Raw genomic sequence first — 26,917 nt, forward strand, 5'->3', positions numbered from 1 at the left:
CACCGCCGCCGACCGTGCCCGCCATTGCCGTAAATCCGATGATGACGATGAGCGTGAGCGTAATCGCACCGATGATGCTAGGCAGCGCCTCGATCACGCCGCTATCCACTTCAAGCAGAGCGCTTTCGATGAGGCGCGCGATAAAGGGCGCTGAGCCGATAGTAAGCGGTACGATCGCCGCGGTGGTGCCGATACTCGTTCCGACAAGAAGCTTCGTAATTTGGCGATACGAAATTTCAGATTAAAATCTCTCTAGCATTCGAACTTGAAATTTTAAGAAGCCAAACAATTTAAAATTTAAATTTCTTAAATTTAATACTATAAAATTTTAGCCTTTGCGGTTACGGATTTTATTTTGAGTTCGTAAATTTTCGTGCGCTTTAATGATGCTTTGGAGGCAAACTCCACGCGCGACATATAGTTTGGGGTGTATTTTTCGCAAAGTATCCGCAAGGCGTAAATTTTACGCTCGTCATCTAACACTTCGTTTGCTTCGCAAACGGCGATCGCGCTGCGGTACTCCGTCGTATAAACTCTAGAGCCTAAAGCGGCAGCGTCGTTTGCGATAGATCGGTATTCTTCGTCGCTTGGGGTAGGAACGCGGTTGTAGCTAACAAAAACCGCCGTTACCGCGCGTCCGTTTTGAAAGAGTTTCGCCTTTGTGCCGGCAGGCGCGCCGTGGATATAAATAACGTCTGCATCGCGCACCGGCGAGATAGGCACGCTAAAAATTTCGCCGCTCTCGTCGATGCAGCTAAGCGTAGCGTATTCGCTCTCGTCGATGATTTTTAACGCCTCATCTTCGCTTAGCTGCCTATCTCGTCTGCGCATTTAGTCCATCTGGTTGCGTAGGAATGCGGGCTCGTCGAGCTCGTCGTAGGTTTCGTCTCCGTTAAAATCGCCGCTACTTACCTTTTGTCTAGAAAAGATAGAATTTCGACCCATGCTCTCTAAAAGCGCCTTCCTGCGATCCGCTACGTTATCGCTGGCGACCTGCTTTTTTTCCTCGATACTCCTTTCAAAGCCAGTGGCGATGAGAGTAACTTCGACGCGGTTATTTTCCATCTTAGGATCGGTGGTGGTACCCCAAGTAACGTCGGCATCCTTATCCACGGTATCTTCGATGATATTCATCGCGGATTCAATCTCAAGCAAGGAGCAATCAGGCGACATCTTAAAATGCACTAACACGCCCATAGCGCCGTGGATGGAGGTATTGTCCAAAAGCGGAGATTGGATCGCGCTTTTTAGCGCCTCTTCTGCCGCGCCATCACCCTCGCTAACGCCGATACCCATAAGCGCCAAACCGCGGTGAGTCATTACCTTTTTGACGTCGGCATAATCTACGTTAATATCGCTATCGCCGGACTCCAAGATCACGGAGATCATACCGTTTACGGCTTGGAATAGGACATTATCTACGATCTTAAAGGCATCTTTTAGGCCGGTTTTTTTATCGATGATCTTCAATAAATTTTGATTTGGGATAACGATTATGGAATCGCACTCTTTTTTAAGCTCTTCAAGACCCTCTTGTGCTAGTCGCATGCGCTTTTTACCCTCAAAACCGAAAGGGGTAGTAACGACGCCGATAGTTAGAGCTTTTTTCTCTTTCGCAGCTTTTGCAACGATAGGCGCAGCGCCCGTGCCAGTACCACCGCCTAGACCGGAGCCTACGAAAACGATGTCGGAGTAGTCCAAGCGGTCTTTAAGATCGTCATAATTCTCCTCCGCAGCCATTTTAGCAAGCGCTGGATCCATACCGCAACCAAGGCCTTTGGTGGTGTTTTCGCCTAGTAAAATTCTAGTATTTGCGATCGATTTTTCTAACGCCTGCGCGTCGGTGTTAGCCACCATAAGCTCAACATCGGTTTTGGTAAATCCTTCGCGGATCATATGATTTATCATATTGCATCCGCCGCCGCCGACGCCGATAACCTTCATCTTGGCACCGTAGATGCCCTTTCTTTCTTCCATACTATATCCTTTCACGAGTATCTCCTTAGCTTAAAATTTAAAACCAATTTTTCATAGACGACCAAATTTTATTGAAAAAATTCTGTCCGTCTTTTTTGGGAAGTTGGATATTTAGATCCTCCTTCTTGTTCGCACCGTTATCCGCTTTTACGCCCTCTTTTTCTATCGCCTTGCTGACCTCTTTTTCATAATATTCGTTCATGTTTCGTTTCGGAGCCTTGTTTATCACTTCGTCTTTGTAGCGGAGTTTGCCGTTAGAGTCCATCTCGTAAGGGGTGAATTCGCCGAAGCCATACATGCAAAGTCCTAGTGCGCAAGAATTTGAAATATCGTCGGCGATCTCGTGCAGGCCGCCCACGCTCTTTGCTCTCGCAACCCTAACGGAAGTGTTATCAAAAACTATCGCCGCTAAATCGCGCACGTCGTCCAGCTTTGCCATGCCGCCCGTGATAACTATACCTGCACCTATGCGGTCTTTATAGCCACTTCTTTCGATCTTGTCGGCTATCATATCAAAGGTCTCTTTAACGCGAGCAAGGATTACTTGCGAAATGATCTCAAGGCTTATTATGTGATTTTCCGATTCGCTATCGCCTAAAGCAGGCAATTCAACTTCGCTATTGCCTTGATTAATTAGATCGTTGTAGGTGATCTTTATGTTTTCCGCATATGGAAGCGGCGTGTGCAGAGCGCGCGATAGATCGTTAGTAACGTTATTAGAGCCGAACATCACAACATCGTTATAACGTAAGGAATTTCCCAGGTGGATGACTATATCGCATGTAGCGCCGCCCATATCGATCAGTACGACACCTAGCTCTTTTTCATCCTTGCTAAGCGTAGATATGGATGATGCGTAGCCTGAAAGGACGATGTTATCTACCTTTACGCCCGCCATCTCAACGGATTTTTTCAAATTTTTAATAGAGCTTTCTGGCGCAATAACGATATGCGTAGATACCTCTAGGCGCGTGCCACTCATACCGAGGGGATCCTCGATATGTTCCTGCTCATCAACTCTGAAATCATACGGAAGCACATGTAAGATCACACTATCGCTAGGCACGTTTGCTTGCGCTTCGGCAACCTGCATAGCACGCTTTATTTCATCCAGCCCAATCTCGTTTTCCATAGTTATGACGCCGCGAGATTTAACGCTTTTGGCGTATGAGCCCGAGATAGATATAATGGCTTTATCGTAGCTTCTGCCAGCGCCTTTTACCGCTGCTTTTACCGCCTGCTTTATTGAGCCCGCGGCTTGCTCTATGTTTGTTATGACACCCTTTTTGATACCTAAAGTATCGGCTTCACCAACCCCTAAAACCGTAAAAATACCATCATTTTTAGCGATTATCGCGCGAATTTTAGTTGAGCCTATATCTAGACCTAAAATATACTCACTCACTGTCTTTACCTTTAAAATATCTTTCGGTTTTATAGCGCTTTTCTAACATTTTGGTTAGATCGTTTTGCAGATTAGAATTTAATAACGTGGTTATCCTATCGGCGACGATCGCTCTTTCTTTATCTATCTCTTCGCTGCCGCCTAAGCTCTGCTGTGAAATTTTATACACTACGGCTTTGTTGTCAAATACCACTATCCCTTCTTTGGCAGGCTTATTAAACATATCGATAAGAAATTTATAAAATTCATCATCGCTTAGCTTGGTATTGTTTTTACTATTTAGAGATAAGGTGCCGAAATCTTCGCCTTTGAAATTTTTGAGCGCATCTTGAGCTCTTTTTTCAAGTAGCTCTTTACGTTTCTTCTCTTCAAATTCTTTAGAAGCCAAAGACTTAGCCTCTTCAAAGCTCATCTGCCTAGGCTGCTCTACACCGTTTAGTTTAGCAATCAAATATCCGCCTTTGTACTCGAAAGGCTTGATGACATCTCCTGGCTTTGCCACCTCAATCTCAGATATTGGAAAATTGCTAGCCGTAGCAACTATAGTTTCATTAGTATCGAGCTTGCCTTTTTTGATCTCCAGATAATCCTTTGTAGCGTCTTTTTTAACCTGATCCATTCGGTAATCTTTTAAAACGTTAGGTTTGGCTTCTGTAAAATCCAATAGTTTATCATCCAAGCTTCTGTACTCGCCTCTGTGTTCTTCATAAAATTTACTTAGTTCGGTCTCATTCACATCGGCATTGCTAGGTGCCACAAAATATGCTCCTAGAGTATATTTTTTCTCGGTCATAAAGTGCGATTTCTCGCCTTCCCAAAATTTCTTTAGCTCGTCGTCATTAAAAGTGACGTTAGCGTCTGCGTAGATTATCTCTGCAGAAACCTTATCCTGCATCAGCTGCGATGCCGCAAATGCTTCTACGATCTTAGGGCTAGGCGTTATTTTTAGCGCTTTGCCGAGCTTTTCTAAAGTTAGGACCTTTTGTAGATTGCGCTCAAATTCTTTTTTAGTAAGTCCAGAATTTTTTACTACGTTGTTGTAAAGCTCCTTACTAAATGTGCCATTTTCTTGGAAATTTGGCGAGTTTAGCACAAATTCCGCCACATCTTTATCACTAGCCTGAACACCTAGATCTTTAGCAAAATTTAGAAAATATGCCTCATCGATTAGCTGATCTACTGCAATCTGATCTAGATGCATATTTTTGGCTTGTTCTTGAGTAAATTGCCCATCGCTCATAGCACTCAGCCTGTTGTATAGTTCGGAGTATTTTGTGTTTAGTTCTTGATTTGTTATAGAAATCTGCCCTACTCTAGCGATTGAGCCTGCGCGGTTAGCGTTCATATCATATGCGCCCCAGCCGACAAAGCCTGCGCCCACGAAGGCTATCGTGCTTATCCAAATCGTCGGTATAAGCGACTTCTTATGCTTTTGCATCCATTCTATCATCTAAATCCTTAAATGCTAACTAAAGAAATTTTTTGTTAGTAATTATACAGATAAAACCTTATGTAAGGCTGAAAAATAGGCATTTTTGGCGAATTATAACGCGTTAGTAAATGATTTGGTATACATTAATCTTAGCTTAGCAAAAGCAGCTTTGAACTCATTTCTAAAATCGCTATTTTTTTCGCCATTTGCTGCGCGCTCCTTGCATGGGCAAAAACTCCATAGCCGCGAATCACCATTATATCGCTATTTTCATTTATCATATAGTTACAAATTTCATACGGCGCACGCTCGTGCCAGTCGTCGTAGTTCTTGGGGTCGTAAATTTCAATGCGCTTAAATTTGCTCACCCCAAAGTAATCTCGCGGCAAAATAAAATCATGCTCCAGTGTATATGCGACGAGATATGGTGGTGTCGCGTAGGTTACGAATTTTGCCTCTTTTATATTTTTGTAGATATTTATATGTATATCGCTATCGATGCTAGCATCTTGCCAGCGGTAGTCTTTTTTTGAAAACAGCGTTATAAAATCATCCCTATCCAGGCTATCGAAAATCGCGTCTTTTTTGTTGATCAAAAATTGGTTTTCTTTAATTTTTGCTGAAATCGAGCCGTGAAAGATCCCAAAAAGCCTATCTCTAAACATCGAAAGCGAAATTTTGCGTAAAATTTCATAATAATACTCGTCCATCTCTCGCCTTTGTAAAAAATTTCGCTATTATATAGGATTAGAAATTTCAAAAGGATAAATTTAAGTGCAAGCTCCACATATTCCGGTACTTTTTTCGCAGACGATCGCAGCATTTTCGCAGCTTGAAGACGGCTATGTTATCGACTGCACGCTAGGCTACGGAGGGCACAGCGAAGGCATTTTGACCGCTAATCCGCACCTTAAACTCATCGCTTGCGACAGAGATGCCGAAGCGATAGAATTTTCGCGCGAGCGGCTTGGTAAATTTAAAGATCGCATAGAAATCCACAAAGCAAAATTTAGCGAAATTTTAGAAATTCTGCCCGAGCAAAAGCTCCGCGCAGTTCGTGGGATCTTAGCCGACATTGGCGTTTCATCTCTTCAGCTGGATAAAAACTCGCGCGGCTTTTCCACCAAAAGCGATGCGCTGGATATGCGAATGGACGAGAGCGCAGCGCTAGATGCGGTGTATGTCGTAAACAGCTACTCGCAAGCGGATCTGGCGCGCATTTTCCGCGAATACGGCGAGCTAACAAACGCTAACGCAATCGCTTCCAAAATAGCTACTGCGCGGACTAACGCATCACTAACAAGCGCTAAAGCTTTGGCAAATTTAATCGGAACGAAGCCCGTTAAAGGGCGCAGCATCAGCACGGCTACGCTAGCATTTCAGGCGATCCGCATCGAGGTAAATGACGAACTTGGCGAGCTAAAGCGCCTGCTCACACTCATTGAGCAAAAATCGCGCGATTCAATTCTAACTAATGCAACTGTCGCTATAATTTCATTCCATTCGCTTGAAGACCGCATAGTAAAGGAGCGATTTAGGGCGTGGGAGCGCGATTGCGTCTGCCCTAGCGAGTTTATGCGCTGCGAATGCGGCGGCGGGCATTCGTTAGGTAAAATCCTAACCAAAAGCCCTATAACGGCGGATGCGCAGGAACTCGCGCAAAATTCTCGAGCCGCAAGTGCAAAGTTAAGAATTTTTCGACTGAAATGACCGCCTTTGCTTGCTATAAATTTTAAATTTTGACGAAATTTTGTAAAATTTATAGATTTGCAGGCATTAAATTTTAAAATTTTATGAAATTTTAAAATTCAGTTTACAAAGATTTGATCTAGAATTTATAATATTTTCGGTGTTTTTTTTGGACACCTAATAGCTAAATCATAAAATTTAACAAAAAGTTTAACGTTGAATTTTACGCTAAATTTAATGTATAATTTTATAAGATTTAACTGCTGCATATTTTAAAAACTAAGTGGCAGCATAGATACAGAACAGAGTGAGAGTTAAAATTTGGCGCCTAAAGCAAGCGGCGTAATGTCAAATCTGCCCTTTGCTTTAACGAAATTTTGTAAGCGAGCAGTAGTTTCATTGACATTTTAGATGATAGAGCTTATCTTGCAAATAAATATCTACGCTTAACGTTTTAATGCGCATCGAAGACGCAATAAAAATTTTAAGCGGTTTTTCAGACGATTTGACAAAATTTTATAAATAGTCAATCTCGGTAAAGTGAGCTCTATTTTTACCTGTCAAAATGAATTTCCCAAAGAGGCGGTGTAAATAGGCAAAGACATTAAAATTTCGCTTGCCAAGATAGAATTTGGCAAGTTAAGATAAAATTCCATTTACCGAGGTAAAATTGCAAAGAAGAATTTCGCTCGTAGCTTTGCTTTTAAATTTTACCTTAATAGCACTTTGCTATGCGCACGCGAGCTGCTGGCTTCGAGCCGAATTTACCTTGACGCAGGCGCCTTAGCGGCGAGTAAAGATAAGATCGTGGTTTTAAATTTATGGAGATTTTAAATGAACAAATATGAATATTTTGCCGACGACGATGACGGGCACGACTTCGCAGGGACATCCGATCTAGCGGGCATAGAGCTCGCAAAAAGACGAGCTATGGAGGATCTGACGGATGAGGAGTTAGAGGATAAGCTTGCCGCGGATCTTGCCGTAAAACGAAACTACGCGGGCTCAGCGGGCGGTTATGACGATTTTACCGGCTTGGAATTCGAAAGTTCAGGCTTTACAAACACCCAAAACTATCTAAATTCCGAAAGCGGCGGAACAAAATTTAATAAAAACAGCAAAGTAAAATTAAAAGGACGTGGCGGCGACGCAAATCTTTCAGCCAATCGAGGCAGCGAGAAATCCGCAAGCGAGGTAGGCTACAGCAATTTTACAGGTGCCAATTTTGTCGGCAAGGCGGATTACGCGGCGTTTGCGGGTGCGAACTTTACAGGCACGCAAAATCAAAATTACGCGGATATGGGCGCGCAGGATTATTCAAGCCTTGCTGCAGGACGCAGCTATGGCAGTTTTGCTGGCGCACAAGACGAGCTGCTACGCAACTACGACGCTGAGAAAAAAAAGGAGAAAAATCTCACGCTTTATCAGCTTTTAGTCGTTTATCTGCTGATCGGATTTGCGTTTTTACTGACGGTACCGGCGATTTACATCCGCAACGAAATTTATTACATCAGCCGTGACATCGCCGCGCTTCGTACCAAGCACGAGGTTTTGCTTGAAGAAAATCGCGCGCTTAACAACGACATCGAATATCTGCGTTACAAAAATGAAATTTTAGATCCGCAAAGCGTGCAAGAAAATGGGCGCTGATGGGATTTTGCTCGCGGCGTTTGCGTTTTTTGCTGCGCTAGTGCTTGCCTTACTGATCGCACTCGTGCTGCAAAACCGCCGCATAAGCGATGCAAACTCCGCGCTTAGCGAACTTTTAAGCGAAAGGCTCACGGCTCAAAGTGCGAGAGCAAGTGCCGAGCTTTTTAAGCTAAATCAAAGCCTAAACGACGGCTTTAACGATAAGCTCTATTATCTTAATAGATCCCTTGGCGAGGGTTTGCAGCGCCAAAATAGCGCGCTTAGCGAGAATTTAAGCTCGCTAGATCGTGGCTTTAAGGACATAGCGGAAAATCTAGCGCGAATGAGCGAGCAAAATAAAACTTCACTTCAGGTGCGCGACGAAATCGCAAGGCTAAACTCGATTTTAGGCAACGTCAAGCTGCGTGGCAACTTCGGCGAGTACCGATTAGAGAGAATTTTATCGATGATTTACGGGCAAAACACCGCGTTTTACGAACTGCAAAAGCATCTACCAAACGGCAGGATCGCAGACTGCGCGCTGCATATCGCAAAAGAAAAAATTCTTTGTATCGACTCAAAATTCCCACTTCAAAGCTATGAAAAGATCATCGCCGCCTCCACCTCGAACGACGTCGCAGCACTTGCTAGTGCGGATAAACAGCTAGCCGCAGATATGAAAAAGCACGCCGCAGATATCGCGGAGAAATATATCATACCGCCTCTTAGCACGGAGTTTGCGGTGCTATTCGTGCCGAGTGAGGCGGTTTTCGTCTACGTCTGCGAGAGGCTGCCGCAGGTGCTTGAATACTGCGCGCAAATTGGCATTTTTGCGGCATCGCCCACGACGCTGCTGGCGCTTTTAGGCACGATCCGCACCTTCGTAAAAGACGAGGTGCTCGCGCAAAATATCAAATCGGTAAAAGATGAAATTTATGCGCTAAAATCGGACTTTGAGGCACATGCTAAGTATGCGACATCGCTTCAAACATACGCAGATAAGCTCGCTGCGCAAGCGGAGCTTTTAAGCAAAAATGCAAAATCTCTAAAAGCCCGCTTTGAGCGTTTTAGCGAGCTGTGAGGCAGCAAACCGTCGTGTACAATACGGCTTGGAGTACTTTAGCAAGCTTGTAATGAGGCAGAATTTCACAGGCGGGCGAGTGGCATTCAAATTAAATTTACGCCTCACCTATTTTGCAGATAAATTCCCATTTGAGGCAGATAGACAGATTTAAAACTCAGCTTAACGGATTTGTTAAAATAATAGGCAAAATTTAAAAGCTGTCTGACGCAACTAAAACTTGATCGACTAAATTTCATGGACGCGCGAGCTAATTCAATCCGCTCAAGCATTAAACGCACGCCCTCATCACGATGTGGCAAGATCAATCACTACGCTTTCTGCCCAAGAAATTCAGCGCTGCTATACCAAAACAAAATTTGACGCCACATTATTGCATGCGTAAATTTGCGGTTGCAGGCAAAATTCTACATTTCAGAGGCGGAATTCATGATTCATGAGCGAAATTTCGTATTTTGGCGAAACTTTAAAAAGCGCAGGCACTATGAATTTCAAACAGCAGCGCTGCGAGCGGGATTATCCGTTTAGCGCTGAGAAATTTATGGGCGTTGCGCGGATATAATTTCATATTTTGACAAAATTTTAAAAGCGATCTGCAAGCACGCAAAATTAACCTACAATCCCAAAAACTCGTAAATTTGTATTTTACGGCGACACAAAAACATCGCGCATTAAAGCGTAGCCAAGATAAACATCACGCTAATACGCGGTGGTGCTTTGGTCGGTTGGTGCGAGCGTAAAGCAAAACCGCGGCTACTTGCAAACTCAAACTCTTGCTCCGTATAAACAAGCCGAATAAAATTCTACGCCGAATATTTTTTGTCGCCGTTCGTAAAATTTCAATGCAATTTAGCTCGCGAAATTTTATCAGCCGCAGCAAGTGGCATAAATTTTAATTTAACTCGCGAAATTTTAAAGTCGTAGCATTCTGAGCGGCTAAATTATCGGCAAACTCTCATGAGGCTTTAGCTTTTGCATTGCAAGCTTGCAGGCTTTTTAACATTATCTACCGGGCGACTCATTTTGTGAATTCGGCGTTTATTCGGAGTAAAATTTCAAAAACGGACGCGAATCTCAAAACATACGTCGTATTTAAAAAACAGAAAGATTAGACGCGCAATCTTACGCGGCGGCAAGATGAAATTTTAAGTTCGACGCGGCGACAAAACACACGAAATTCTCTTGCGAAATCATAAAATTCTAAAATTTCTCGACAAAAATCAGAGCCATGGCACCGCAAACCCGCCGAAAACCTTCGCGCTAAAAACCCAAAAAACCCGCTGCTATAGTCTCAAAAAACCGCACATCTTAAAACTCTGCGAGTAAACTGAAATTACCAAGCGCCTCAAAAACCGCATACGCAAGCGAAAAAATCGCACTGCACCTTAAAGCTACCCTAACGATCTCGTTTTACCGCCTTTATATGCCGCGAAAATCGCGCAGCAGGTCAAAACCGAGTAATAGGATTTTTGAGACCTGATTTTACGATCGATCCAAGCGCCTAGGCACCTATCAAATCTATGCGACGGAATTTTGAGGCTACAAGGCTTTAGTGGACGCATAAACGGGCACAGCAGCCAACTCCACGTGACGGAATTTTTAGTGCGACTTTGCACCAATCCGATTAATAAATCGTTCGTCGTCCGCCTCGCGGCTAAATTTTGGGATATTGCTTTGCCACTTTAAGTCACTAATTCAAATCCGCGCGGAGGAATTTTTGAGCGCGACTTCGCGACTTCAAGGCTTCGCGCCGATTCGACTAATAAATTGCGCGTTCCTTAGCCAATACGCGAGAATGTGGCCCATTATATGATTACGGCAAATTTGGCGCGCTAAGCTAAATGCGGGCATGAATAGGCATCGTGCCCATGCTCCACGCCGCGACTTTGCATAGCTAGATCCAAACGTGCGTAATAAATTTTAGATGCTTTTTTTGCCTCGCGCAAAATTTTCAATAGTTTTTAGCGATTTTATAAAATTTTTAAGCGTTTTGCGCCGCTGCGTTACAGCCGTATAACCGCACCAAATCCGCACCACTTATTTATCGGTCGCACAATTTTCGTTATAGTAGGCGATGGTGCGCTCGTACTCATCGTAAGCCTGTATATAATCGTTCGCGACGCTTGGGTTTGCGTATCGATCCTCGACCGCTAAAAGCTCCGCTTCTAGCTCTTTGTAGCGCCCATAAACCTCCGCACAGGCGCGATCGTGAGCATCGCCTTGCAAGATTATAGATTTATCAGCGCCCGCACTCGCGCAGCCCCCGAGCCCTAAAACGACGGCGCAAAGCACACCGCGAAAAGTTAAGCTTTTCAAAATTCTTTCCTTATTTCAAGTAAATAAATTCGGCGTAAAAATAGGTGTGGTTATAAGCCGAGTTCCGTTACAGCGGTCATTTATCTAGACCGATTTTTGCAAATCGATTCGAGCGAACGGTTCGAATATAAGACGAAACCACCCGTTCTTGCTGCAGGTTGGGTTTGCATTGCCGCCCGTGTCTCCACGCGCGCGGTGGGCTCTTACCCCGCCCTTTCACCCTTACCGCTTGCGCGGCGGTTTACTTTCTGTTGTACTTTCCCTAGGGTTGCCCCCGGCGTCCGTTAGACGCAACCTTGTCTTATCGCAGCTCGGACTTTCCTCTCCTTGCGGAGCGACCGCACGCCACACCCGAGCGCAATTATAGCTTTTTTGGCTTAAATTTCAGGGCTTGCGAAATTTAAGGGGCGGAATTTTTGGCGTGAGCAAGTATAAACTCCCGCCTCTGCACCATTGCCGCCGGAGGATGACGACGATAAAGAAGCTAATAAATTAAATCACATCTTTAACAAAAAAGAGCATAAATTAGATGATTTTTTAAATAAATTTGAAAATAATCAACAACAAGCTTATAATGCTATAATTAAAGAACTTGAAAAAGATATGGCAAATGGTAATTGCCAAATAATTTTACTAATGGTCATAAAGTCAATATTAAAGGCTATGAAATTACTGTATGTGGAGTTATAAAAAATGGAAAACCAAAAATCGGAACGATGTTTATCCCTTGATAATTTTACGGATATTACAAATATCGAAGCTGAAATTATTAAGCTAATAAGTGATGATTTAAGCGATTATGCGCTTTATAAGCAGTTTGAAAATTCAGAAATTACAAAAAGAGAGGTTTCAACAGCTGGATATTATTGCCATTTCGAGTGTAAAAAAATATTAGAAAAAAGCAAAAACAACGGCTTTGTCGGCAATGTAAATTTAACGCTTTCTGATGAAAACATTGGAGGAGCAATGGTTCTTTTGGAAAATGGAATTTTAAAAATGTTAGAATGCTACTTTTGGGAAGAGAATAATTTTTTTGAAAATATTGTAAACGGGCAATAGTAGATAAAAGATTTAAGCGATTTTAAGCTTAATAATATTTTGCTGGTTATTGGCGAAAATGAATTTGGGCAACTATAAGAAGGTGAAATTTATCAAATTTTACCTACGGCCGAGCCGAATAAAATTTTAAATTCTATGGCTTAGACAAAGCGGCGCGCTTACTGTGATGAAATCTCACGAAATTTTATAAAATTTTATCTACCGCGCAAATTTAGACCCACGCAGCTAGCTCTAAAATTCCGTGCAGCGTGATGAGGTGAGGTTTGACGTGGGGCGTGGCGTGGCGTGAGCCCTATTCTGCAGCGCGCGCGGTGCGGTGCGGTGCGCTACGCCGTAGCGTAAATGTGGTGCGAACCCTACTCTACGGCGCGGTTTGACGTGGCATGACATGGGACGCGTGAGTCCTTACCCTACAGCGCGCGATGCGGCTCAATCCTCGTCCGTCGCGGCGCCTTCAAATATATCTCGGTGCAAAATTTCTTCCAAAACGACCGTCGCGTAAGAGCCTTTCGGCAGGTAAAAACTGAAGCTAAAATGCGCATTTTGCGCATCATAGGCGTGCTGCACGCGCTCCATAAAGCTCCATGCAAACCTGCGCGAGCCGTTCATCTGCGCCTCAAACTCGCGAGCAGGCGCGAAAATTTCATCTTCAAATCTGCCGCCAAGCCCGCTAGCTCGCAGCTTCGCTCGCCCCACAATAAGGCCTGCGCTCGTGATTTCTCGTCTTGCGAACCGCTCGCACTCAGCGCCCAGATCGTCGCAGCTAAAAAACGCGCCGTGCGGAAAATGTCCTAAAATCTCGCCTCTTAGCAGCTTGAAAAACTGCGGCTGGGCTGCGATCTCGCGCGCCTCCTCCTTACTTAGTCCGTAAATTTTAGCAAACTCGCCCGAGCTAAATTCCGCCGCAAATTTTGAAATTTCGACCCGCTTGCTAAGCCAGCGATTGAAAAGCTCGCTCTGATAGGCGCTGATTAGAAAGTCGCGCATTTTGGGGTTTTTAAGCCACCTCTGTCCGCGCAGCACCTCCTCGCCCTGCGCTGCGTTGTCGCCGAACTTGCCGAAGCGTTGATAGCCGAAGTAGTTCGCAAAGCCCTCGCGCCCTAGCGTATCTAGCGCGACTGCGAGCTTGACGGCGTCGGGCGGCAGGACCTTTTTTAGGCGGATGAAAAAGTCATTGCCCTTTAGATGTCCGATTTTAAGCTTGTTTTTGTGCCTTTGCAAGCTTAAAATTTTAAGGCTTTCGTGCGAAAATGCGCCCAGCGCGGGCTCAAATTTAGCGGGCATACTAACGTGCTGCGTCGTAAGGCCCTGCTTATCTTTAAGCCCCGCGTAGCCAAACTCGCGCATCTTAGCGCCCGTGCGTTCGCTTAAAATTCGCAGTGCCTCATGCGTGCTGATGCCCTTTTTTTGCAGCAGCAAAATGCAGTGCTCGCCCTCACCGCTAGGCTCGTAAAGCGGCACTTCGCGCACGACGAAATCGCTTGAGTTTTTACTAAAATGCGCATTTATCGGCGCGTGATTTAGGGTGTATAAATTTTTCATAGCCCGCCTTTGCGTTAATCTAAGGCGCAATTTTATAAAATTGAGCCTAAAAAACTCATTATTAAGGCAAATTCTAGTATCATTTGCCATAAAAAAAAGGATGAAAAATGCTTCAAATCAGGCTCTTTCGCTTCGATCCGCACTGCGACGTAGCAAGCTACTTCAAGCCCTATGTTTATGAAAGCGCGCCCTTTGCCGATCTTGCGGCGCTGCTTGACGACATCTGCGCGCACGATCCCTATTTTAGCGCGCAGGGAGTGGAGTTTGTAAAAATCGGCGGCACGACGGTGAGCGTAAAAGAGCCGCTAGATACGCTTATAGCGCACTTCGGAAGCGAGCTAATCATCGCACCTCTTAGCGAAAAAGAGGCGATTAAAGATCTGCGCTGCGAGCCGAGGACGTTTTTGGATAAATTTAAAGCCTTTGAAGGCATCGCAGACGCTGCTGATTTCGAGTTTTACAAAAGCCTCGCGCCCTATTTTTACTCGACGAAAATCCCCGCATGCTCGCAGGAGTTTTTGGGCAACAGCGCCTTTATCTTCGCGCACCGCCTGATGCAGACGCACCCGAGCGAGCGCATGAGGATTTTAGAGATCATCGAGCCGCAGATGGCGTATTTTACGAAGTGCGACGCCGTGGGGATGGAGTTTGACGACCGCGCAGCATACAGAGCGTTTTGCGATATTCTGAAATACGAACCGGCGCGCAGCAATAAAATTTTAAGCGCGCAGAGCATGGCGGAATTTGACGCAGCGAGCGCGAAGCACGATTTTAGCGGCTTTAACGTCGCCGTATGGTACGACGAGGCTGCGAAGGAGCTGGCTAGCAGGCTGGGCGCGCAGATCGTGCACTTTGGCTGCGAAGGCGCGCCGCTTGGAGCGCAGATATACGAGCGCGAGCGGGAGTGCGCGCTGCGGCTGGGGGGCGAAATTTTATTTGACGCGTTTGATAGCGGAAGCGATTTTTTGCTAGTAAATTCCAAGCTCGCGCTTGATTTTTTAGACGGCAGAAGCGATGAAATCCAAAAGCTTTTCGGCAGAGACCTCGCGGGCTTTTATCTAATCGCGACGGATGAGCTCATCGCTCTAGCTCGCGGCGAGAGGCCCGACTTTTCGGTACGCAAACTAAAGCCGACGCTGATTTAAGCGGACGAGGTTTTAAAATTTCAAAATTTTATCTATTTGTCTATTTGGCTGCTTTTGGAATTTCACTACTTTAGCCGCCTTACTGTCCATAATTTTTTAAAAAATTATCCGCAAAATCGTGCTTACGATAAGCCCGAAAATGCCTAAATATACGCTAAGCCCCAAGCAAAATTCAAAGGCTACGTAAAGCCAAATAATTTTACGATCTAGAGGCTTTTGGTATCTCTCATCATTTAAAAGTTTCATATCTCTTTTAATAGCGGCAAATTTAAAAAACTCATCTACTTTTGAGTCTTTCCAAAAATCAAATGACGGAGTAGCTATGAAAGCCCATATCGGTGCAAAAAACATAATAAACGACGCCGTTTGAATTGTTTTTAAAATTTCATCAATCTTTCTCTCCTATTTTTAAAACAAAATTCCGACCGAAATTCTAATACACGCAAGCATTCTCAACCGTGCAGAAAAGTTACGACTTCATGCTCTTTTGGTAAATTTTCTCTACCGTCAATACCGCGATTGCCATATTCTTTTAAAGCCTCATTAAGCACCTTATAGAGCTCATCTAACGAAATTCCGTCAAGACTAGAATTTATATTTTCCAGCTTATATTTGATAAAAAACGGATTATCTGCGAGCATTTTACTTGTGGTTTCGTCATAAATTCGCCTTATATCAAGCTCAATAATATTGCCCTTATAACATAAAATATAAATCTCCTCACCCGTAAATCCATCTCGTGGATCTGGTAAGTGCGGATCACACACAAAGATAAACCAGGTATTCCTCTGCCTATCGATGACCCAATCAAGCTGCTCTATAGCCATATCGCTCAAAGGTGTTCTGCAACGATATTTTATTCTATATTTATTCACGATATTTACGACATTATATTTCTCCAAGTCCTCTTTCGAAATATATTCTGCTACAAACGCCACCTTATCCCCTTTTCTTTAAATTTTTGATACGAAAGTTACTTGAATATTTTCTTTAGGTACAGAAGTCGTTATGGACACTCCCCCCCTTAAACTCATTTAAAATTTCTTTTAAAATATCCACAATCTCGTGTTTCGGTATATTCCCAATATCGCTTCTTATGGATTCTAGCTCATAGATTATTTTAAGAAGCTCTTTATTTGAGAGCGAGCTAAGCTTAAATTTGATGTACCTGATAAACCAAAATATAAACGAGTTTTCAAAACTATCCTTGCAATCAAGCGCGTATTTCAAGATATTTTCCTTAAATTTATAAAAATTTGAAAAGCATTATAACCAAACGCTTCTAAAAAATAAATTTTGGGGTAATCTGAAAAACACTTTTAATTAAAATATTAATATTATCATTTAAGTTAAGTTATGATAAAGTTGCGAAACCATTTTGATTCAAAGGAGAAAAAATGCAATCAGCATCGAATTCGCGTCGTGGCTTTATCGCTGCGGCAGGTGTTTTTATAGCGGCGACCGCGCTTAGGGCCGCTACGAATACTTTTGAAAAAACCAAAGACCCGCGCTACGGCATGGTCATCGACCTCACGCGCTGTATCGGCTGCCAGTCGTGCACGATGAACTGTGCGATGGAAAACAACGTCCAAGCAGGCGCCTTTAGGACGATCGTTTCGGAGTACGAAGCTAGCGACAAAGAGGGCAATCGCGCCGTCATCGCCTCGCTGCCGCGCCTTTGTAATCACTGCGAAAACCCCGCCTGTATTGACGTTTGTCCGACGGGAGCGAGCCACCAAAGAAGCAACGGCATCGTCAAAGTAGATAGCGCCGAGTGCATCGGCTGCGCGCTTTGCGCCGAGGCCTGTCCGTATCACGCCAGATACCTTAGCCTGCAAACCTACAAGGTCGATAAATGCACCTTCTGCGACCACAGACTGCGCGCGGGCCTGCTGCCTGCGTGCGTGGAGACCTGCGTAGGCGGAAGCCGCATAATAGGCGATCTAAACGACGAAAACTCAAATATCAGGAAATTTTTAGCTACTCACGAGACGATGGTGCTAGATAGTCCGAAAAATACGCATCCGCAGGTTTTTTATCACGGCGTGAGCGAAATTTTGGCTAAGAACGACAAGGAGCTGCTGGCTAAAAACGGCTACAAGCAAGCGATCAGCTGGAGCGAAGAGCTCGCGTTGTAAGGAGAAACGATGAAAAGACGAGAATTTTTAAAAAACGCGGCGATAATCTCGGCCGCGGGCGCGACCGCTGCGGTAGCGGACGACGCTGCTAAAATAAAAGACGACTACAAGCCGCAGGGAAATTCCGCCCAGCCCGAATTTAGCGTAAAAGAAGGTAAAATTTTAATGAACGACGGGCATAGCGTGGTGTTTTCGATGTGTCACGGCTGCGTGGCAAAGTGCGGACTGCGGCTACATGTGGACGAAAAAGAAGACCGCGTGCTAAGATGCACGGGCAACCCATACCATCCGCTATCAAACGTGCGCTGGGCGAGCTTTGACACCTCGATAAACGACGCATTGCTAGCGATTACGGCTAGCGGCGAGGACGAGAGACGCGCCACCGTATGCGCTAGAGGCGCGGCGCTGCCCGAGATGATAGCTTCGCCTATTAGGATTTTATCGCCGCTTAAGCGAGCGGGCAAAAGAGGCGAGGGCAAGTGGAAAAAGATCAGCTTCGAACGTCTCATCGAGGAGGTCGTCGAGGGAGGGGATCTTTTCGGCGAGGGGCACGTGGACGGGCTTAGAGCCATACACTCAGACGAGCTCATCGACGAGGCAAATCCCGAATACGGCACCAAGCGCAACCAGCTTTTGAGCTTTTATCTCTACGACGGGCGCTCGGATATCGTCGATCGCTTTATCAAAAAATCTTTCGGCACCGTAAATCACTACTCGCACGGCGGTATCTGCGGCGGCGGCTTTAGAGTGGGCGGCAAGATCGCACACAACGCAAAAGGCTTTGCTCACACCAAACCCGATTACGAAAATTCCAAGTTTAGCATCTACTGGGGCACCTCGCCCGCAAACGGCGGAAATCCATTCCAAAAGCAAGCCAAGATGGTCGCTCACGCAAGAAGCGTAAACGATGACTTCACCTACGCCGTGATCGATCCTACGGTAACCAACGCCGTCAAATTTGCCGCCTCCGATAAAGGCCGCTGGATCGGCATAAAACCCGGCACCGACTCGGCGCTTGCTATGGCGATGATACGCTGGATCATCGAAAACGAAAAATACGCCGCAAACTACCTCATGCAGCCAAATTTTGAGCAAGCAAAGCTAGCAGGCGAGATACACTGGTGCAACGCCACCCACCTAGTTATCACGCAAAAAGGCCACGCAGACTACGGCAAATTTGCGCTCATAGGCGACGAGTGGCAGGTCTGCTCACAAAGCGGCAAAATCCAAAGCTACAAGATAAACGAGCCCGCCAAACTCTACTACGAGGGTAAAATTTTACTGGGCGGCGAGGAGGTCGAGGTCAAAAGCTCGATGCAGCTGCTAAAAGAGTCGGCCTATAAACACAGCCTCGAAGAGTACTCTAAAATTTGCGGCGTGAGTATGGACGACATCTTGTGGCTGTGCGAAAATTTCACCAAAAACGGCAGGCAGGTCAGCACCAACGTCCACGGCGGCATGATGCACACGCAAGCGGCGATGAGCACGTATGCGATCTTTTGCCTAAACACGCTGATGGGCACCTACGGCTACAAGGGCGGCAGCATAAACGCAAGCGCGGGCACGCACGAGTTTTTAAAGGGCAGATACGATCTGGAAAATTTCGAGGGCGCATACAAGGCAAACGGGCTAAATTTATCCCGCTCGGGCAAGTATTACGAAACGAGCTCGGAGTTTAAACGCAAAGTAGCAGCTGGAGGCAGCGGCTATCCTGCGCAGCAGCCGTGGTATCCCATCTCGATGCCGCTGGTAAACGAAACGCTCACCAGCCACGCCGCAGGCTATCCGTATAGGGTAAAAGCGCTCATAAACTACATGACAAACGTCGTCTATGGGCAGGCAGGGCTCGAGACTGCGGTGCTTGACGCGCTAAAAGATAGCAAAAGCTTGCCGCTTTTTATCGGTATCGATGCCTTTATGAACGAGACCAACGCCTATGCCGACTACATCGTGCCCGACGGGTTAAATCTCGAAAACTGGGCTCTTCCAAACTCGCTCTGGGGTACGATAGCTAAAACCTCCGTCGTGCGCTATCCGGCCGTCGCCGCTAAACAAGACCGCGCCGCAGACGGCACGGTGATTGACGTGGAGGCCTTTTATATCGCGGTGGCAAAAAGACTCGGGCTCAAGGGCTTTGGCAAAGGCGCCTTTAAGGACAAAGACGGAAAGCCGATGGATCTGGATACTAAAGAGCAGTATTACGCCGCGGCACTGGCAAATTTGGCCTTTGACGGCGCGGGCGTAAAGGATATCAACAAAGAGGACTTAAAACTCAGCAAAATTTCAAAAACCATGAAAAAGCTAGAGCCGTTTTTAAAAGACGAGGAAAAACCGAAAGTCGCGCACGTGCTGGCAAAGGGCGGTAGATTTGACAGCTACGAAAGTGCGTATAAGGGCGACAAAACTACGGTAAAAGTCCCGGCCGCCACGCCTGCTGCGATCTACTACGAGCCCCTTGGCGGACATAGGCACTCTATCACGGGCGAGTACATGCCGGGCACGCCGACTCTAGCTCTTGCGGTGGCTAGCGACGGCACTCCGCTAGAAAAGTTTTTCCCAAAATCAGAGTGGAAATACCTCGTAAGCTCGCGCAAATCAAACATCCAGCACTACTACACGATCGTTAGTCCAAAATTGCGCGCGATACATCCGAAAAATTTTGTCAGGATCGCGCAGGACGTAGCTGGCGAGCAGGGGATCAAGACGGGCGACACGGTCAAGGTCACGACGCCGTACGGCTCGCAAACGGGCGAGGCCTTCGTAACAAACGGCGTCGCTAGCGGCGTCATCAGCCTCGAGCACGGCTTTGGGCACGATGAGTTCGGCACTAGAACGCACTTCGTAGACGGCGAGCCCGTCTTTAGGCTGGAGGGCGCCGAGGGCGGGCTCAATCACAACAAGCTTGGTCTGCTCGATCCAAAAAGGGAGGGTAAATTTAGCCTCAACGATTGGCTGGTGGGCACCTGTGCCAGACAAGCGCTGCCTGCGAAAATAAGTAAAATTTAAGCGGGTAAGTAAAATTTAAGAAGATCGGAGCGGCGGCTCGGGTTTTTGCGTCCGCTGCGCCAAATGGAATTTCAGCGCGGTTTTTGCTTCGGGCTGCTGCGTTATAGGCGGCCTGCGGCGTCGCGGTTTGAATTTTGTAGTTAAAATTTTAAGCTACTATTTTACGTTGTGAGATAGCTACCGCTAGTTTTGACGAACAGAGTTCTAAGCGTCGCGCCGATGCCAAATTTGCTAGTTTTTGCTTGCGCTACAGGTAACTTCCCCTCTGCTATTTTTCTTAGTTCAGCATCTGCTTGATCTTTTGTATAGCCCATATTCTATCCTTTTCTTTAAATTTTAGATCTGAAAATTACTTGAATATTCTCTCTAGGAATAGAAATTATAGCACCTATCTTAAACTCATTTAAAATTTCTTTTAAAATATCCACAATCTCTTGCTTTGGTATATCCCCAAGATCGCTTCTTATAGATTCCAGTTCATATATTAGTATAAACGGATTATCCGTATCTTTTTTACCGGTATATTTATTATGTATATTCCTCAGATCGATTTCTATATCTTTACCCTTGTAGTGCAAGATCCATATATCTTCGCCGCTATAGTTCATATCTCTAGGATCTCCGATAGTGATACTGCACACTGAAAAAAGCCAAATACCTCTTTCTCGATCTATACACCAGTCTCTTGAATTTAGAATAGCCCATTCCAGCTTAACTTGATGATACTTTTCACATATCTCATTACTCGGTTTTAGTAAGTCGTATTTCTCGATATCCTCTTTTGAAATATACTCTGTAACAAACGCCACCTTATCTCCTCCTTAAGAAATTTAAAATTTTAGACCGCTTGCGGGTTGCCGCCGCTTTTGCTCTTGTGACAAATCGTTTAGCCATTCGCACAAATGGCTAAATATACGCTAAAATCTATCTTGCCGCGCCGCGTAAATTTTAAAATTTCGCTTTTATACAGGCGCTGTTTTCTTGCGGCTCTCCCGCTGATAATTCGCCGCCTGTAGTTTAGATGAAATTTTAAAATTCCACTACCTGAACGCATGGATAAAATTTTAAAATTTCATCATCCACGCGCACGAATAAAATTTTGAAATTCCACGCCGCTTAACACGAGCGGATGAAATTTTATAAAATTTTGCCGCCGCAAATCAAAGCGACGAATGAACGCGCCGTCGCGCAGAAATCGCGCAGATTAACAAAAGTCGCGTTTAAATTTGATCAATAAATTTATGAATTCCGCCTACGCTTCGGCGGTTTCGTTTTCGTCGATTACGGCTTGCATCGTATCTCTGGCGTGCTGTAGCCAATCTTTATCGCTCGTATCGAGCAGATCTAAGTAGATGATTTTGACGTGTCCGCTGTGGACGGTGAAATCGTGAGAGTTTGCGATGTGCTGCGTGCCGATGAGTACCACGGGCTGGACGCGCAGACCGAGCTTGCTAACGATCGCTTTGGCGCCGCTTTGGAATTGCAAAAGCTGCGTTCCGCGATGTCTGGTGCCCTCGGGAAACATCGTGATGACGCGCCCTTCGCTCACGCGCTGCTGTACTTCGTGCACGATCCGCACCAAATCGCGCGGATTTGAGCGATCGACCTGGATCATCTTCGGAAGAGTGATGATTTTGCCGATGATAGGGATGTCTGCGATCTCCTTTTTAGCGATCCAGCAGATATCGCCGGGGTGGGTTTCTTCGAGCACGACGATATCCATTATGCTTTGGTGGTTGGCGATTACTAACTGCGCGCGTGGATCGGGAGTGCCTATGATCTCGATATCATATCCGACGCCATAGCGCTGGAAGCGCCCCCAAATGCGGCGAAAGCGGCGATGAGAGGAGTTTTTCACCGCCATGGCGATCACGACGCAAACGACGGTAAAAATAAACCAAATCGCGTAAAATAGCGCTCTAATCCTTGCTAAGCTCATCTTTTTTAACCCAGCCGATCTTGTTGCCGCCCAGCATGATTTTATAAAATTCCTTATTCGTACCCAAAATTTCAACCTTTTCGGGATTTTTAGTCACGTAAAACACGGTGGAGCTTTGCATAGGCAAAATTCTAACCGGGGAATTTTGCGCGATACTGCCCGTGCCGTAAGGCCTTTGCGCGTAGAAATTTACCGCCAAAATCAGCACAGCAAAGATAAGCGGCGTGATATTTTTACTAAGCAGAAACATCACCAAAAGCACGGCAGCTAGCGTGTAGATTGCGATCTGCTTGTAGGCTTCGAACTTGCTCTCTTTCGGATTTAGACCGATCTGCGTGCTAAGATCCTCGGCGCGCGGATTAAGCTCAAGCCCGAAATTTTCAAATTTTTTAGTATTAAGATTAAAATAGCTAAAGTCTAAATTTGTGATATTTTTATCCACGACGGCGAAATAATATCCACTCTGACTTGCGTATGTGCCGCGTACGGAGTCCACACCCTGCTTGATAATGGCGGGATTATCGATGCTAAAAGCGCTGATTGCGCCGTTTCGGATACCAAGATCGAGCGTGAGTAAATTCGATGCGTCGTCAAATTTGGTAGTTTTGTAGTTTTTAAGTTTCAGCTCGTCAGCTACGATATGCGAAAAATTAGGCTTCGTGTCAAGCTTCATAAATTCCGGATTATCAGGTTTGATAGAGCTTTTTTCAAAGAATTCTCCGTTGCGCTGCAAGGTCAAAACGAGCTCATTGATCTTGTCGCTCTTATCGCTTGCTGCAAACCACAGCGTCGTCTCAAACATCTCGTCGCCCTCAATCCACGTAAGATTGTCGGCATTAAGCCACTTCATACCATTGGTGCGGCTGATCTCTAGCTTTGGCTTAACGGTGATTTTCTGGCCCAAATATACGGCGAAATCAATCTTAAAAATTTGATTGCAATACACCTTCCTAGGCATCCCGCTAGCTTTTAGCGTAAGCTCTTTGGGCTTAATGTCCTGATAGACCTTATCGTCGGATACGTCCAGATCGACTTCATTAGTAGGCGCCAGAGCTTTAAGATCATCGATGCTTAGATTATCCATCGACATAACCTCTTTTTTATTATACTTCAGCATCACCTTGGAATTATCGCGCGTCTGCGGCTCGTCGGGCTTATCCTCAGCTTTTTTCGGTGCGTATTTACTTAGATCATCAAGCGAATCGATCTCAATCTCCGGCGCAGCAAACGCAAGCGTGCAGACACCTAAAATAGTAAGAATTTTTTTTAGCAAATTAAGCCTTTTAGCATTTTCTCTCCGTCCGTGCCGCCCAAAATAGGCTCTATAGCGCGCTCAGGATGCGGCATCAGTCCGAAAATCTTTTTGTTTTTATCGCAAATCCCGGCAATTGCGTCCACTGAGCCGTTCGGATTTAGATCCGCGCCGTTTTCGTCGCAATATTTTAGCAGCACGCAATCCTCGTCGTATAGCGACTTTAGCGTATCTGCAGGCGCATAATAGTTTCCCTCGCCATGCGCGATCGGGATATTTAAAATTTCGCCTTTGTCGCAACAGTGCAGAAATTTATTATCGTTTGAAACGACGCGCAGATGGTGAAATTTTGAGATGAAGCTTAAATTTATATTTTTATTCATCGCGCCTGCGAGCAAGCCTAGCTCCAAAAGCATCTGAAAGCCATTACAGATGCCTAGGATATAGCCGCCGCGTGCAGCATGAGCGAGAACCGCCTTCATCACCGGGCTAAATTTAGCAATAGCAGCCGTCCGCAGATAATCTCCGTGGCTAAAGCCACCGGGGAGCACGATCAGATCGGCATTTATGTCGGTTTCTTTATGCCAGATTATCTGCGTTTCGCAACCAAGCTTATCAAAGGCGTATTTGCTGTCGCGCTCGCAGTTGGTGCCGGGGAAATTGACGATCGCTACCTTCATATCACGATCTCGTAGTCTTCGATGACGGTGTTTGCCAAAATTTCATCGCACATCTTGGCAACTTCGGCATAAATTTTATCCCTATCCTCGCCATCTAGCTCAAGGACGATCTGTTTGGCTACGCGCACATCTCGTACGCCGCTAAATCCAAGCGCAGCAAGGGCGTGCAAAACCGCCTTGCCCTGCGGATCGAGCACGCCCTGCTTAAGCCTTACGTTTACGATTACCTTCATCGCTTATCCTAAAATTCTACGCAAGACCTCTTCGTAGACCACTTTTACGCTACCAAGATCCTGTCTGAATACGTCCTTGTCGAGCTTTTTATCGGTTTGTTTGTCCCAAAAGCGGCAGCTATCGGGGCTGATCTCATCTGCAAGTAGGATATTTCCGTCCTTATCTCTGCCAAGCTCGATTTTGAAATCCACGAGCTTTAAATTTCGCTCATCAAAAAATTTAATCAAGATTTCATTGATCTTGCGCGCGATCTTTTTGAGCTCGTCAAGCTCGCTTTGGCTCTTTACGGCGCCAAGCAGCAAGCAATGCTCGTCGTTTAGGATCGGATCGCCCAGCTCGTCGTCTTTATAGCAAAACTCCACCAGCGTAAATGGAAGCTTCGTGCCCTCTTTGATGCCCAGGCGCTTTGTAAGCGAGCCGGTGGCGATATTACGAGCGATGATCTCAAGAGGGAAAATTTTACATTTTTTCACTAGCTGCTCGGTCGGACTGATCGTCTCTACTAGCGCAGTGGCGATGCCGTGCTTTTTAAGCAGATCAAAAATTAGCGTCGAAATTTTGCAATTCAGCGCGCCTTTGCCGTTCTCTTCGGCTTTTTTGACGCCGTTAAACGCCGTCAGCGAATCTTTAAATTCCGAGATCAAAAGGTCGTCACTTTCGTTAACCGACCACATCTTTTTGCCCTTGCCTTCGTAGATGAGCTCTTTTTTGGTAGCCTGCATCACATTCTCCTTACTTGATGTTTAGAATTTTTATCGCGTCTATTGCGGTTTTTAACTGGATATCATTATTAATCTGCTCTGCTGTGATGAAATTTTTCTCATCCTTTTTCTGAGCATCTTTTTTCTTGGTCTCGACCTTGGCTAGCTCGCCTTGCAGGTGCTTTTTGAGATCGGCTTCTTTTAGCGAGAATTCATCCTCGTCGCGGCTCGGCACCTTGCCCGGCGCCACTATGAGATCAGGCGTCACGCCCACCGCTTGGATAGTGCGACCGCTTGATAGATAGTATCGCGCTATGGTTAGTCGCAAGGCTTCTTTATCCTCGATCGGTAGGATCACCTGCACGCTTCCCTTACCAAAAGTTTTTTCACCAACCAACACAGCGCGCTTTAGATCCTGAAGCGAGCCGCTTACGATCTCGCTAGCGCTCGCGCTACCGCCATTTACTAGCACTACCAGTGGCAGATCGGTGATCTTCTTTTTAGGATCGGCGCTATGCGCTTCGGTTTCGTTTTTTGCACGTCCTTTTTGAGAGACAATAAGACCTTTGCTTACGAATAAATTTACAAGCCCGATCGCTTGATCCAAAAGCCCGCCCGGATTGTTTCGCAGATCCAAAATAATGCCTTTGGCGTCTCTGTGCTCTTTTATAAATTTACTCGCATCCGCCACCACGTGCTGATCGAAATTCGTAACGCGCAGATATAAAATTTTATCTTCTTCGATCATCTTGGCATAGACGGATTCTACTTTGATTATGTCGCGGACGATCTCGACGTCGAAAGGCTTGCTAACACCCTTGCGCACGATCGTTAGAGTGATTTTGGTTTTCGGCTTGCCGCGCATTTTTGAGACCGCATCGTCGATCGTGATGCCGAAAGTCGCGTTGCCGTCGATACGCAAGATCACGTCGTTAGCCTGAATGCCCTTTTTATCCGCCGGCGTACCCTCGATAGGAGAGATGACGGTCAGAGCGCCGTCTTTCATACCTACCTGAATTCCAAGCCCGCCGAACTCGCCTTCAGTCTGGACTTTCGTATCATTAAACGCCTTTTCGTCCATGTAGCTTGAGTGCGCGTCGAGGTTATTCATAAGCCCCGAGATCGTCTTATCCACAAGCTCGGAAAAAGTCATCTCATCAACATAATTGTTTTCGACGATCGCAAGCGTTTTGGTAAGCTTAGCTAGCGCCTCTAGACGCGTTTTTTCGCTGTCTGGTTTTTTGGTCGCATTGACCTCTCTGGCTTGTAAATTTCCGGTAAAAAAACTAACGCCTAAAAATAGAGAAAATATGAATCCCAAGCCGAAGAAGAGGTGTTTTTGTCGCAAAGCATATCCTTGAAAATAAAATGGAGTGAATTTTATAGAAAATTGGCTAAAAATAAGGTAAATTTCATACGAAATTTACGCGTTTACGGATAAATTTAAGTCGAAAATTTTAAAATCTCACTAAAAAACCTTGACATAAAGACACTAAAGTTATATAATGCAATCAACTTCAACTTTAGGAGAAAATTTATGAACGAAACTATTGAAATTTTAACCGATAAAATGCGCTCTTTGCTCGAAAGCAGCGTTTCTTTGGCGATCCATTCCAAAAATAGTGAAGTGGGCGTATTGCACATGCTTTGGGCTTTGGTAGCCGACAGCGGCTCGGTGCTAAATCAAATTTT

The 26,917-nt window shown here is 45.5% G+C and carries 26 protein-coding genes, 1 other RNA gene and 1 pseudogene; 8 read left to right on the top strand and 20 right to left on the bottom strand.

Annotated elements, in window-relative coordinates; translation table 11 throughout:
- From QZ176_RS08725 to QZ176_RS08750, 6 genes and pseudogenes are all read right to left on the bottom strand, one after another.
- Positions 1 to 220, bottom strand: a pseudogene (locus QZ176_RS08725) (methionine ABC transporter permease); the annotation flags it as partial.
- Between the two features lie 98 nt (positions 221 to 318).
- Entirely contained in the window at positions 319 to 831 is a 513-nt protein-coding gene (locus QZ176_RS08730) for a pyridoxamine 5'-phosphate oxidase family protein (RefSeq protein ID WP_295152868.1), read from the bottom strand.
- Entirely contained in the window at positions 832 to 1,992 is a 1,161-nt protein-coding gene (gene ftsZ, locus QZ176_RS08735; protein WP_040303139.1) for a cell division protein FtsZ, read from the bottom strand. It lies immediately after the preceding gene.
- 22 nt (positions 1,993 to 2,014) lie between these two features.
- Positions 2,015 to 3,382, bottom strand: a complete 1,368-nt coding sequence (gene ftsA, locus QZ176_RS08740; RefSeq protein ID WP_295152870.1) for a cell division protein FtsA — start codon at positions 3,380 to 3,382, stop codon at positions 2,015 to 2,017.
- Positions 3,375 to 4,832 (bottom strand): peptidylprolyl isomerase, encoded by a 1,458-nt coding sequence (locus QZ176_RS08745; protein WP_295152872.1) that lies wholly within the window; start codon positions 4,830 to 4,832, stop codon positions 3,375 to 3,377. Before QZ176_RS08745 ends, ftsA begins: the two co-directional genes overlap by 8 nt.
- 131 nt (positions 4,833 to 4,963) lie before the next feature.
- Positions 4,964 to 5,524 (bottom strand): class II aldolase and adducin N-terminal domain-containing protein, encoded by a 561-nt coding sequence (locus QZ176_RS08750; RefSeq protein WP_295152874.1) that lies wholly within the window; start codon positions 5,522 to 5,524, stop codon positions 4,964 to 4,966.
- Positions 5,525 to 5,588: 64 nt separating this feature from the next.
- Between QZ176_RS08750 and rsmH the strand changes: the two genes are divergently transcribed.
- The 4 genes from rsmH to QZ176_RS08770 all read left to right on the top strand — a co-directional run bounded on the left by rsmH (position 5,589) and on the right by QZ176_RS08770 (position 9,775).
- Positions 5,589 to 6,524: a 16S rRNA (cytosine(1402)-N(4))-methyltransferase RsmH gene (rsmH, locus tag QZ176_RS08755; protein WP_295152876.1), complete on the top strand. Its 936-nt coding sequence runs from the start codon at positions 5,589 to 5,591 to the stop codon at positions 6,522 to 6,524.
- Positions 6,525 to 7,337: 813 nt separating this feature from the next.
- Positions 7,338 to 8,153, top strand: a complete 816-nt coding sequence (locus QZ176_RS10480) for a hypothetical protein (RefSeq protein WP_365951788.1) — start codon at positions 7,338 to 7,340, stop codon at positions 8,151 to 8,153.
- Positions 8,143 to 9,213 carry a DNA recombination protein RmuC gene (locus QZ176_RS08765; protein ID WP_295152878.1) on the top strand — a complete coding sequence of 357 codons (1,071 nt, stop codon included), beginning with the start codon at positions 8,143 to 8,145 and terminating at the stop codon, positions 9,211 to 9,213. Before QZ176_RS10480 ends, QZ176_RS08765 begins: the two co-directional genes overlap by 11 nt.
- Positions 9,214 to 9,649: 436 nt before the next feature.
- Positions 9,650 to 9,775, top strand: a complete 126-nt coding sequence (locus QZ176_RS08770; protein ID WP_295152879.1) for a hypothetical protein — start codon at positions 9,650 to 9,652, stop codon at positions 9,773 to 9,775.
- 1,475 nt (positions 9,776 to 11,250) lie between these two features.
- Here the strand turns inward: QZ176_RS08770 and QZ176_RS08775 are convergent.
- Positions 11,251 to 11,529, bottom strand: coding sequence for a hypothetical protein (locus QZ176_RS08775; protein ID WP_295152881.1), 279 nt, complete (start codon positions 11,527 to 11,529; stop codon positions 11,251 to 11,253).
- Positions 11,530 to 11,566: 37 nt separating this feature from the next.
- Positions 11,567 to 11,883, bottom strand: an RNA gene (gene rnpB, locus QZ176_RS08780) — RNase P RNA component class A.
- Between the two features lie 339 nt (positions 11,884 to 12,222).
- Here rnpB and QZ176_RS08785 point away from each other — a divergent pair.
- Positions 12,223 to 12,588 (top strand): hypothetical protein, encoded by a 366-nt coding sequence (locus tag QZ176_RS08785; RefSeq protein WP_295152883.1) that lies wholly within the window; start codon positions 12,223 to 12,225, stop codon positions 12,586 to 12,588.
- Between the two features lie 429 nt (positions 12,589 to 13,017).
- On the opposite strand, the gene truD is transcribed toward QZ176_RS08785, so the two are convergent.
- The gene (truD, locus tag QZ176_RS08790; protein ID WP_295152885.1) at positions 13,018 to 14,130 is read right to left on the bottom strand and encodes a tRNA pseudouridine(13) synthase TruD; all 1,113 of its coding nucleotides are present in this window, start codon (positions 14,128 to 14,130) and stop codon (positions 13,018 to 13,020) included.
- Between the two features lie 107 nt (positions 14,131 to 14,237).
- Here truD and QZ176_RS08795 point away from each other — a divergent pair, with 107 nt between their 5' ends.
- Positions 14,238 to 15,275: a hypothetical protein gene (locus tag QZ176_RS08795; protein ID WP_295152886.1), complete on the top strand. Its 1,038-nt coding sequence runs from the start codon at positions 14,238 to 14,240 to the stop codon at positions 15,273 to 15,275.
- 96 nt (positions 15,276 to 15,371) lie between these two features.
- On the opposite strand, the gene QZ176_RS08800 is transcribed toward QZ176_RS08795, so the two are convergent.
- From QZ176_RS08800 to QZ176_RS10485, 3 genes are all read right to left on the bottom strand, one after another.
- Entirely contained in the window at positions 15,372 to 15,626 is a 255-nt protein-coding gene (locus QZ176_RS08800) for a hypothetical protein (protein ID WP_295152888.1), read from the bottom strand.
- Between the two features lie 101 nt (positions 15,627 to 15,727).
- Positions 15,728 to 16,213 (bottom strand): hypothetical protein, encoded by a 486-nt coding sequence (locus tag QZ176_RS08805; RefSeq protein ID WP_295152890.1) that lies wholly within the window; start codon positions 16,211 to 16,213, stop codon positions 15,728 to 15,730.
- A gap of 52 nt (positions 16,214 to 16,265) precedes the next feature.
- The gene (locus tag QZ176_RS10485; protein WP_365951791.1) at positions 16,266 to 16,505 is read right to left on the bottom strand and encodes a hypothetical protein; all 240 of its coding nucleotides are present in this window, start codon (positions 16,503 to 16,505) and stop codon (positions 16,266 to 16,268) included.
- Positions 16,506 to 16,672: 167 nt separating this feature from the next.
- Here QZ176_RS10485 and dsrO point away from each other — a divergent pair, with 167 nt between their 5' ends.
- The gene (gene dsrO, locus QZ176_RS08815) at positions 16,673 to 17,413 is read left to right on the top strand and encodes a sulfate reduction electron transfer complex DsrMKJOP subunit DsrO (protein ID WP_295152892.1); all 741 of its coding nucleotides are present in this window, start codon (positions 16,673 to 16,675) and stop codon (positions 17,411 to 17,413) included.
- Positions 17,414 to 17,422: 9 nt separating this feature from the next.
- Positions 17,423 to 20,419 carry a molybdopterin-dependent oxidoreductase gene (locus QZ176_RS08820; protein WP_295152894.1) on the top strand — a complete coding sequence of 999 codons (2,997 nt, stop codon included), beginning with the start codon at positions 17,423 to 17,425 and terminating at the stop codon, positions 20,417 to 20,419.
- A 161-nt stretch (positions 20,420 to 20,580) separates the two neighbouring features.
- Here QZ176_RS08820 and QZ176_RS08825 read toward each other — a convergent pair whose 3' ends face one another.
- The 8 genes from QZ176_RS08825 to QZ176_RS08860 all read right to left on the bottom strand — a co-directional run bounded on the left by QZ176_RS08825 (position 20,581) and on the right by QZ176_RS08860 (position 26,546).
- Positions 20,581 to 20,733 carry a hypothetical protein gene (locus QZ176_RS08825; protein ID WP_295152896.1) on the bottom strand — a complete coding sequence of 51 codons (153 nt, stop codon included), beginning with the start codon at positions 20,731 to 20,733 and terminating at the stop codon, positions 20,581 to 20,583.
- Between the two features lie 15 nt (positions 20,734 to 20,748).
- Positions 20,749 to 21,228 carry a hypothetical protein gene (locus QZ176_RS08830; RefSeq protein ID WP_295152897.1) on the bottom strand — a complete coding sequence of 160 codons (480 nt, stop codon included), beginning with the start codon at positions 21,226 to 21,228 and terminating at the stop codon, positions 20,749 to 20,751.
- A gap of 443 nt (positions 21,229 to 21,671) precedes the next feature.
- Complete coding sequence (locus tag QZ176_RS08835) at positions 21,672 to 22,358, bottom strand: lysophospholipid acyltransferase family protein (RefSeq protein ID WP_295152899.1); 687 nt, start codon at positions 22,356 to 22,358, stop codon at positions 21,672 to 21,674.
- Complete coding sequence (locus QZ176_RS08840; RefSeq protein WP_295152901.1) at positions 22,339 to 23,631, bottom strand: SH3 domain-containing protein; 1,293 nt, start codon at positions 23,629 to 23,631, stop codon at positions 22,339 to 22,341. The genes QZ176_RS08835 and QZ176_RS08840 overlap by 20 nt, the downstream gene beginning before the upstream one ends.
- The gene (gene purQ / locus QZ176_RS08845) at positions 23,625 to 24,290 is read right to left on the bottom strand and encodes a phosphoribosylformylglycinamidine synthase I (RefSeq protein WP_295152903.1); all 666 of its coding nucleotides are present in this window, start codon (positions 24,288 to 24,290) and stop codon (positions 23,625 to 23,627) included. The genes QZ176_RS08840 and purQ overlap by 7 nt, the downstream gene beginning before the upstream one ends.
- Positions 24,287 to 24,523: a phosphoribosylformylglycinamidine synthase subunit PurS gene (gene purS, locus QZ176_RS08850; protein ID WP_295152905.1), complete on the bottom strand. Its 237-nt coding sequence runs from the start codon at positions 24,521 to 24,523 to the stop codon at positions 24,287 to 24,289. Before purS ends, purQ begins: the two co-directional genes overlap by 4 nt.
- A 3-nt stretch (positions 24,524 to 24,526) precedes the next feature.
- Complete coding sequence (gene purC, locus QZ176_RS08855; RefSeq protein WP_295152907.1) at positions 24,527 to 25,246, bottom strand: phosphoribosylaminoimidazolesuccinocarboxamide synthase; 720 nt, start codon at positions 25,244 to 25,246, stop codon at positions 24,527 to 24,529.
- A 10-nt stretch (positions 25,247 to 25,256) separates the two neighbouring features.
- The gene (locus tag QZ176_RS08860; RefSeq protein WP_295152909.1) at positions 25,257 to 26,546 is read right to left on the bottom strand and encodes a S41 family peptidase; all 1,290 of its coding nucleotides are present in this window, start codon (positions 26,544 to 26,546) and stop codon (positions 25,257 to 25,259) included.
- Positions 26,547 to 26,917 lie beyond the last annotated feature (371 nt).

Origin of the sequence: uncultured Campylobacter sp. (genome assembly GCF_905373215.1) — a bacterium.
Classification (GTDB): Bacteria; Campylobacterota; Campylobacteria; order Campylobacterales; family Campylobacteraceae; genus Campylobacter_B.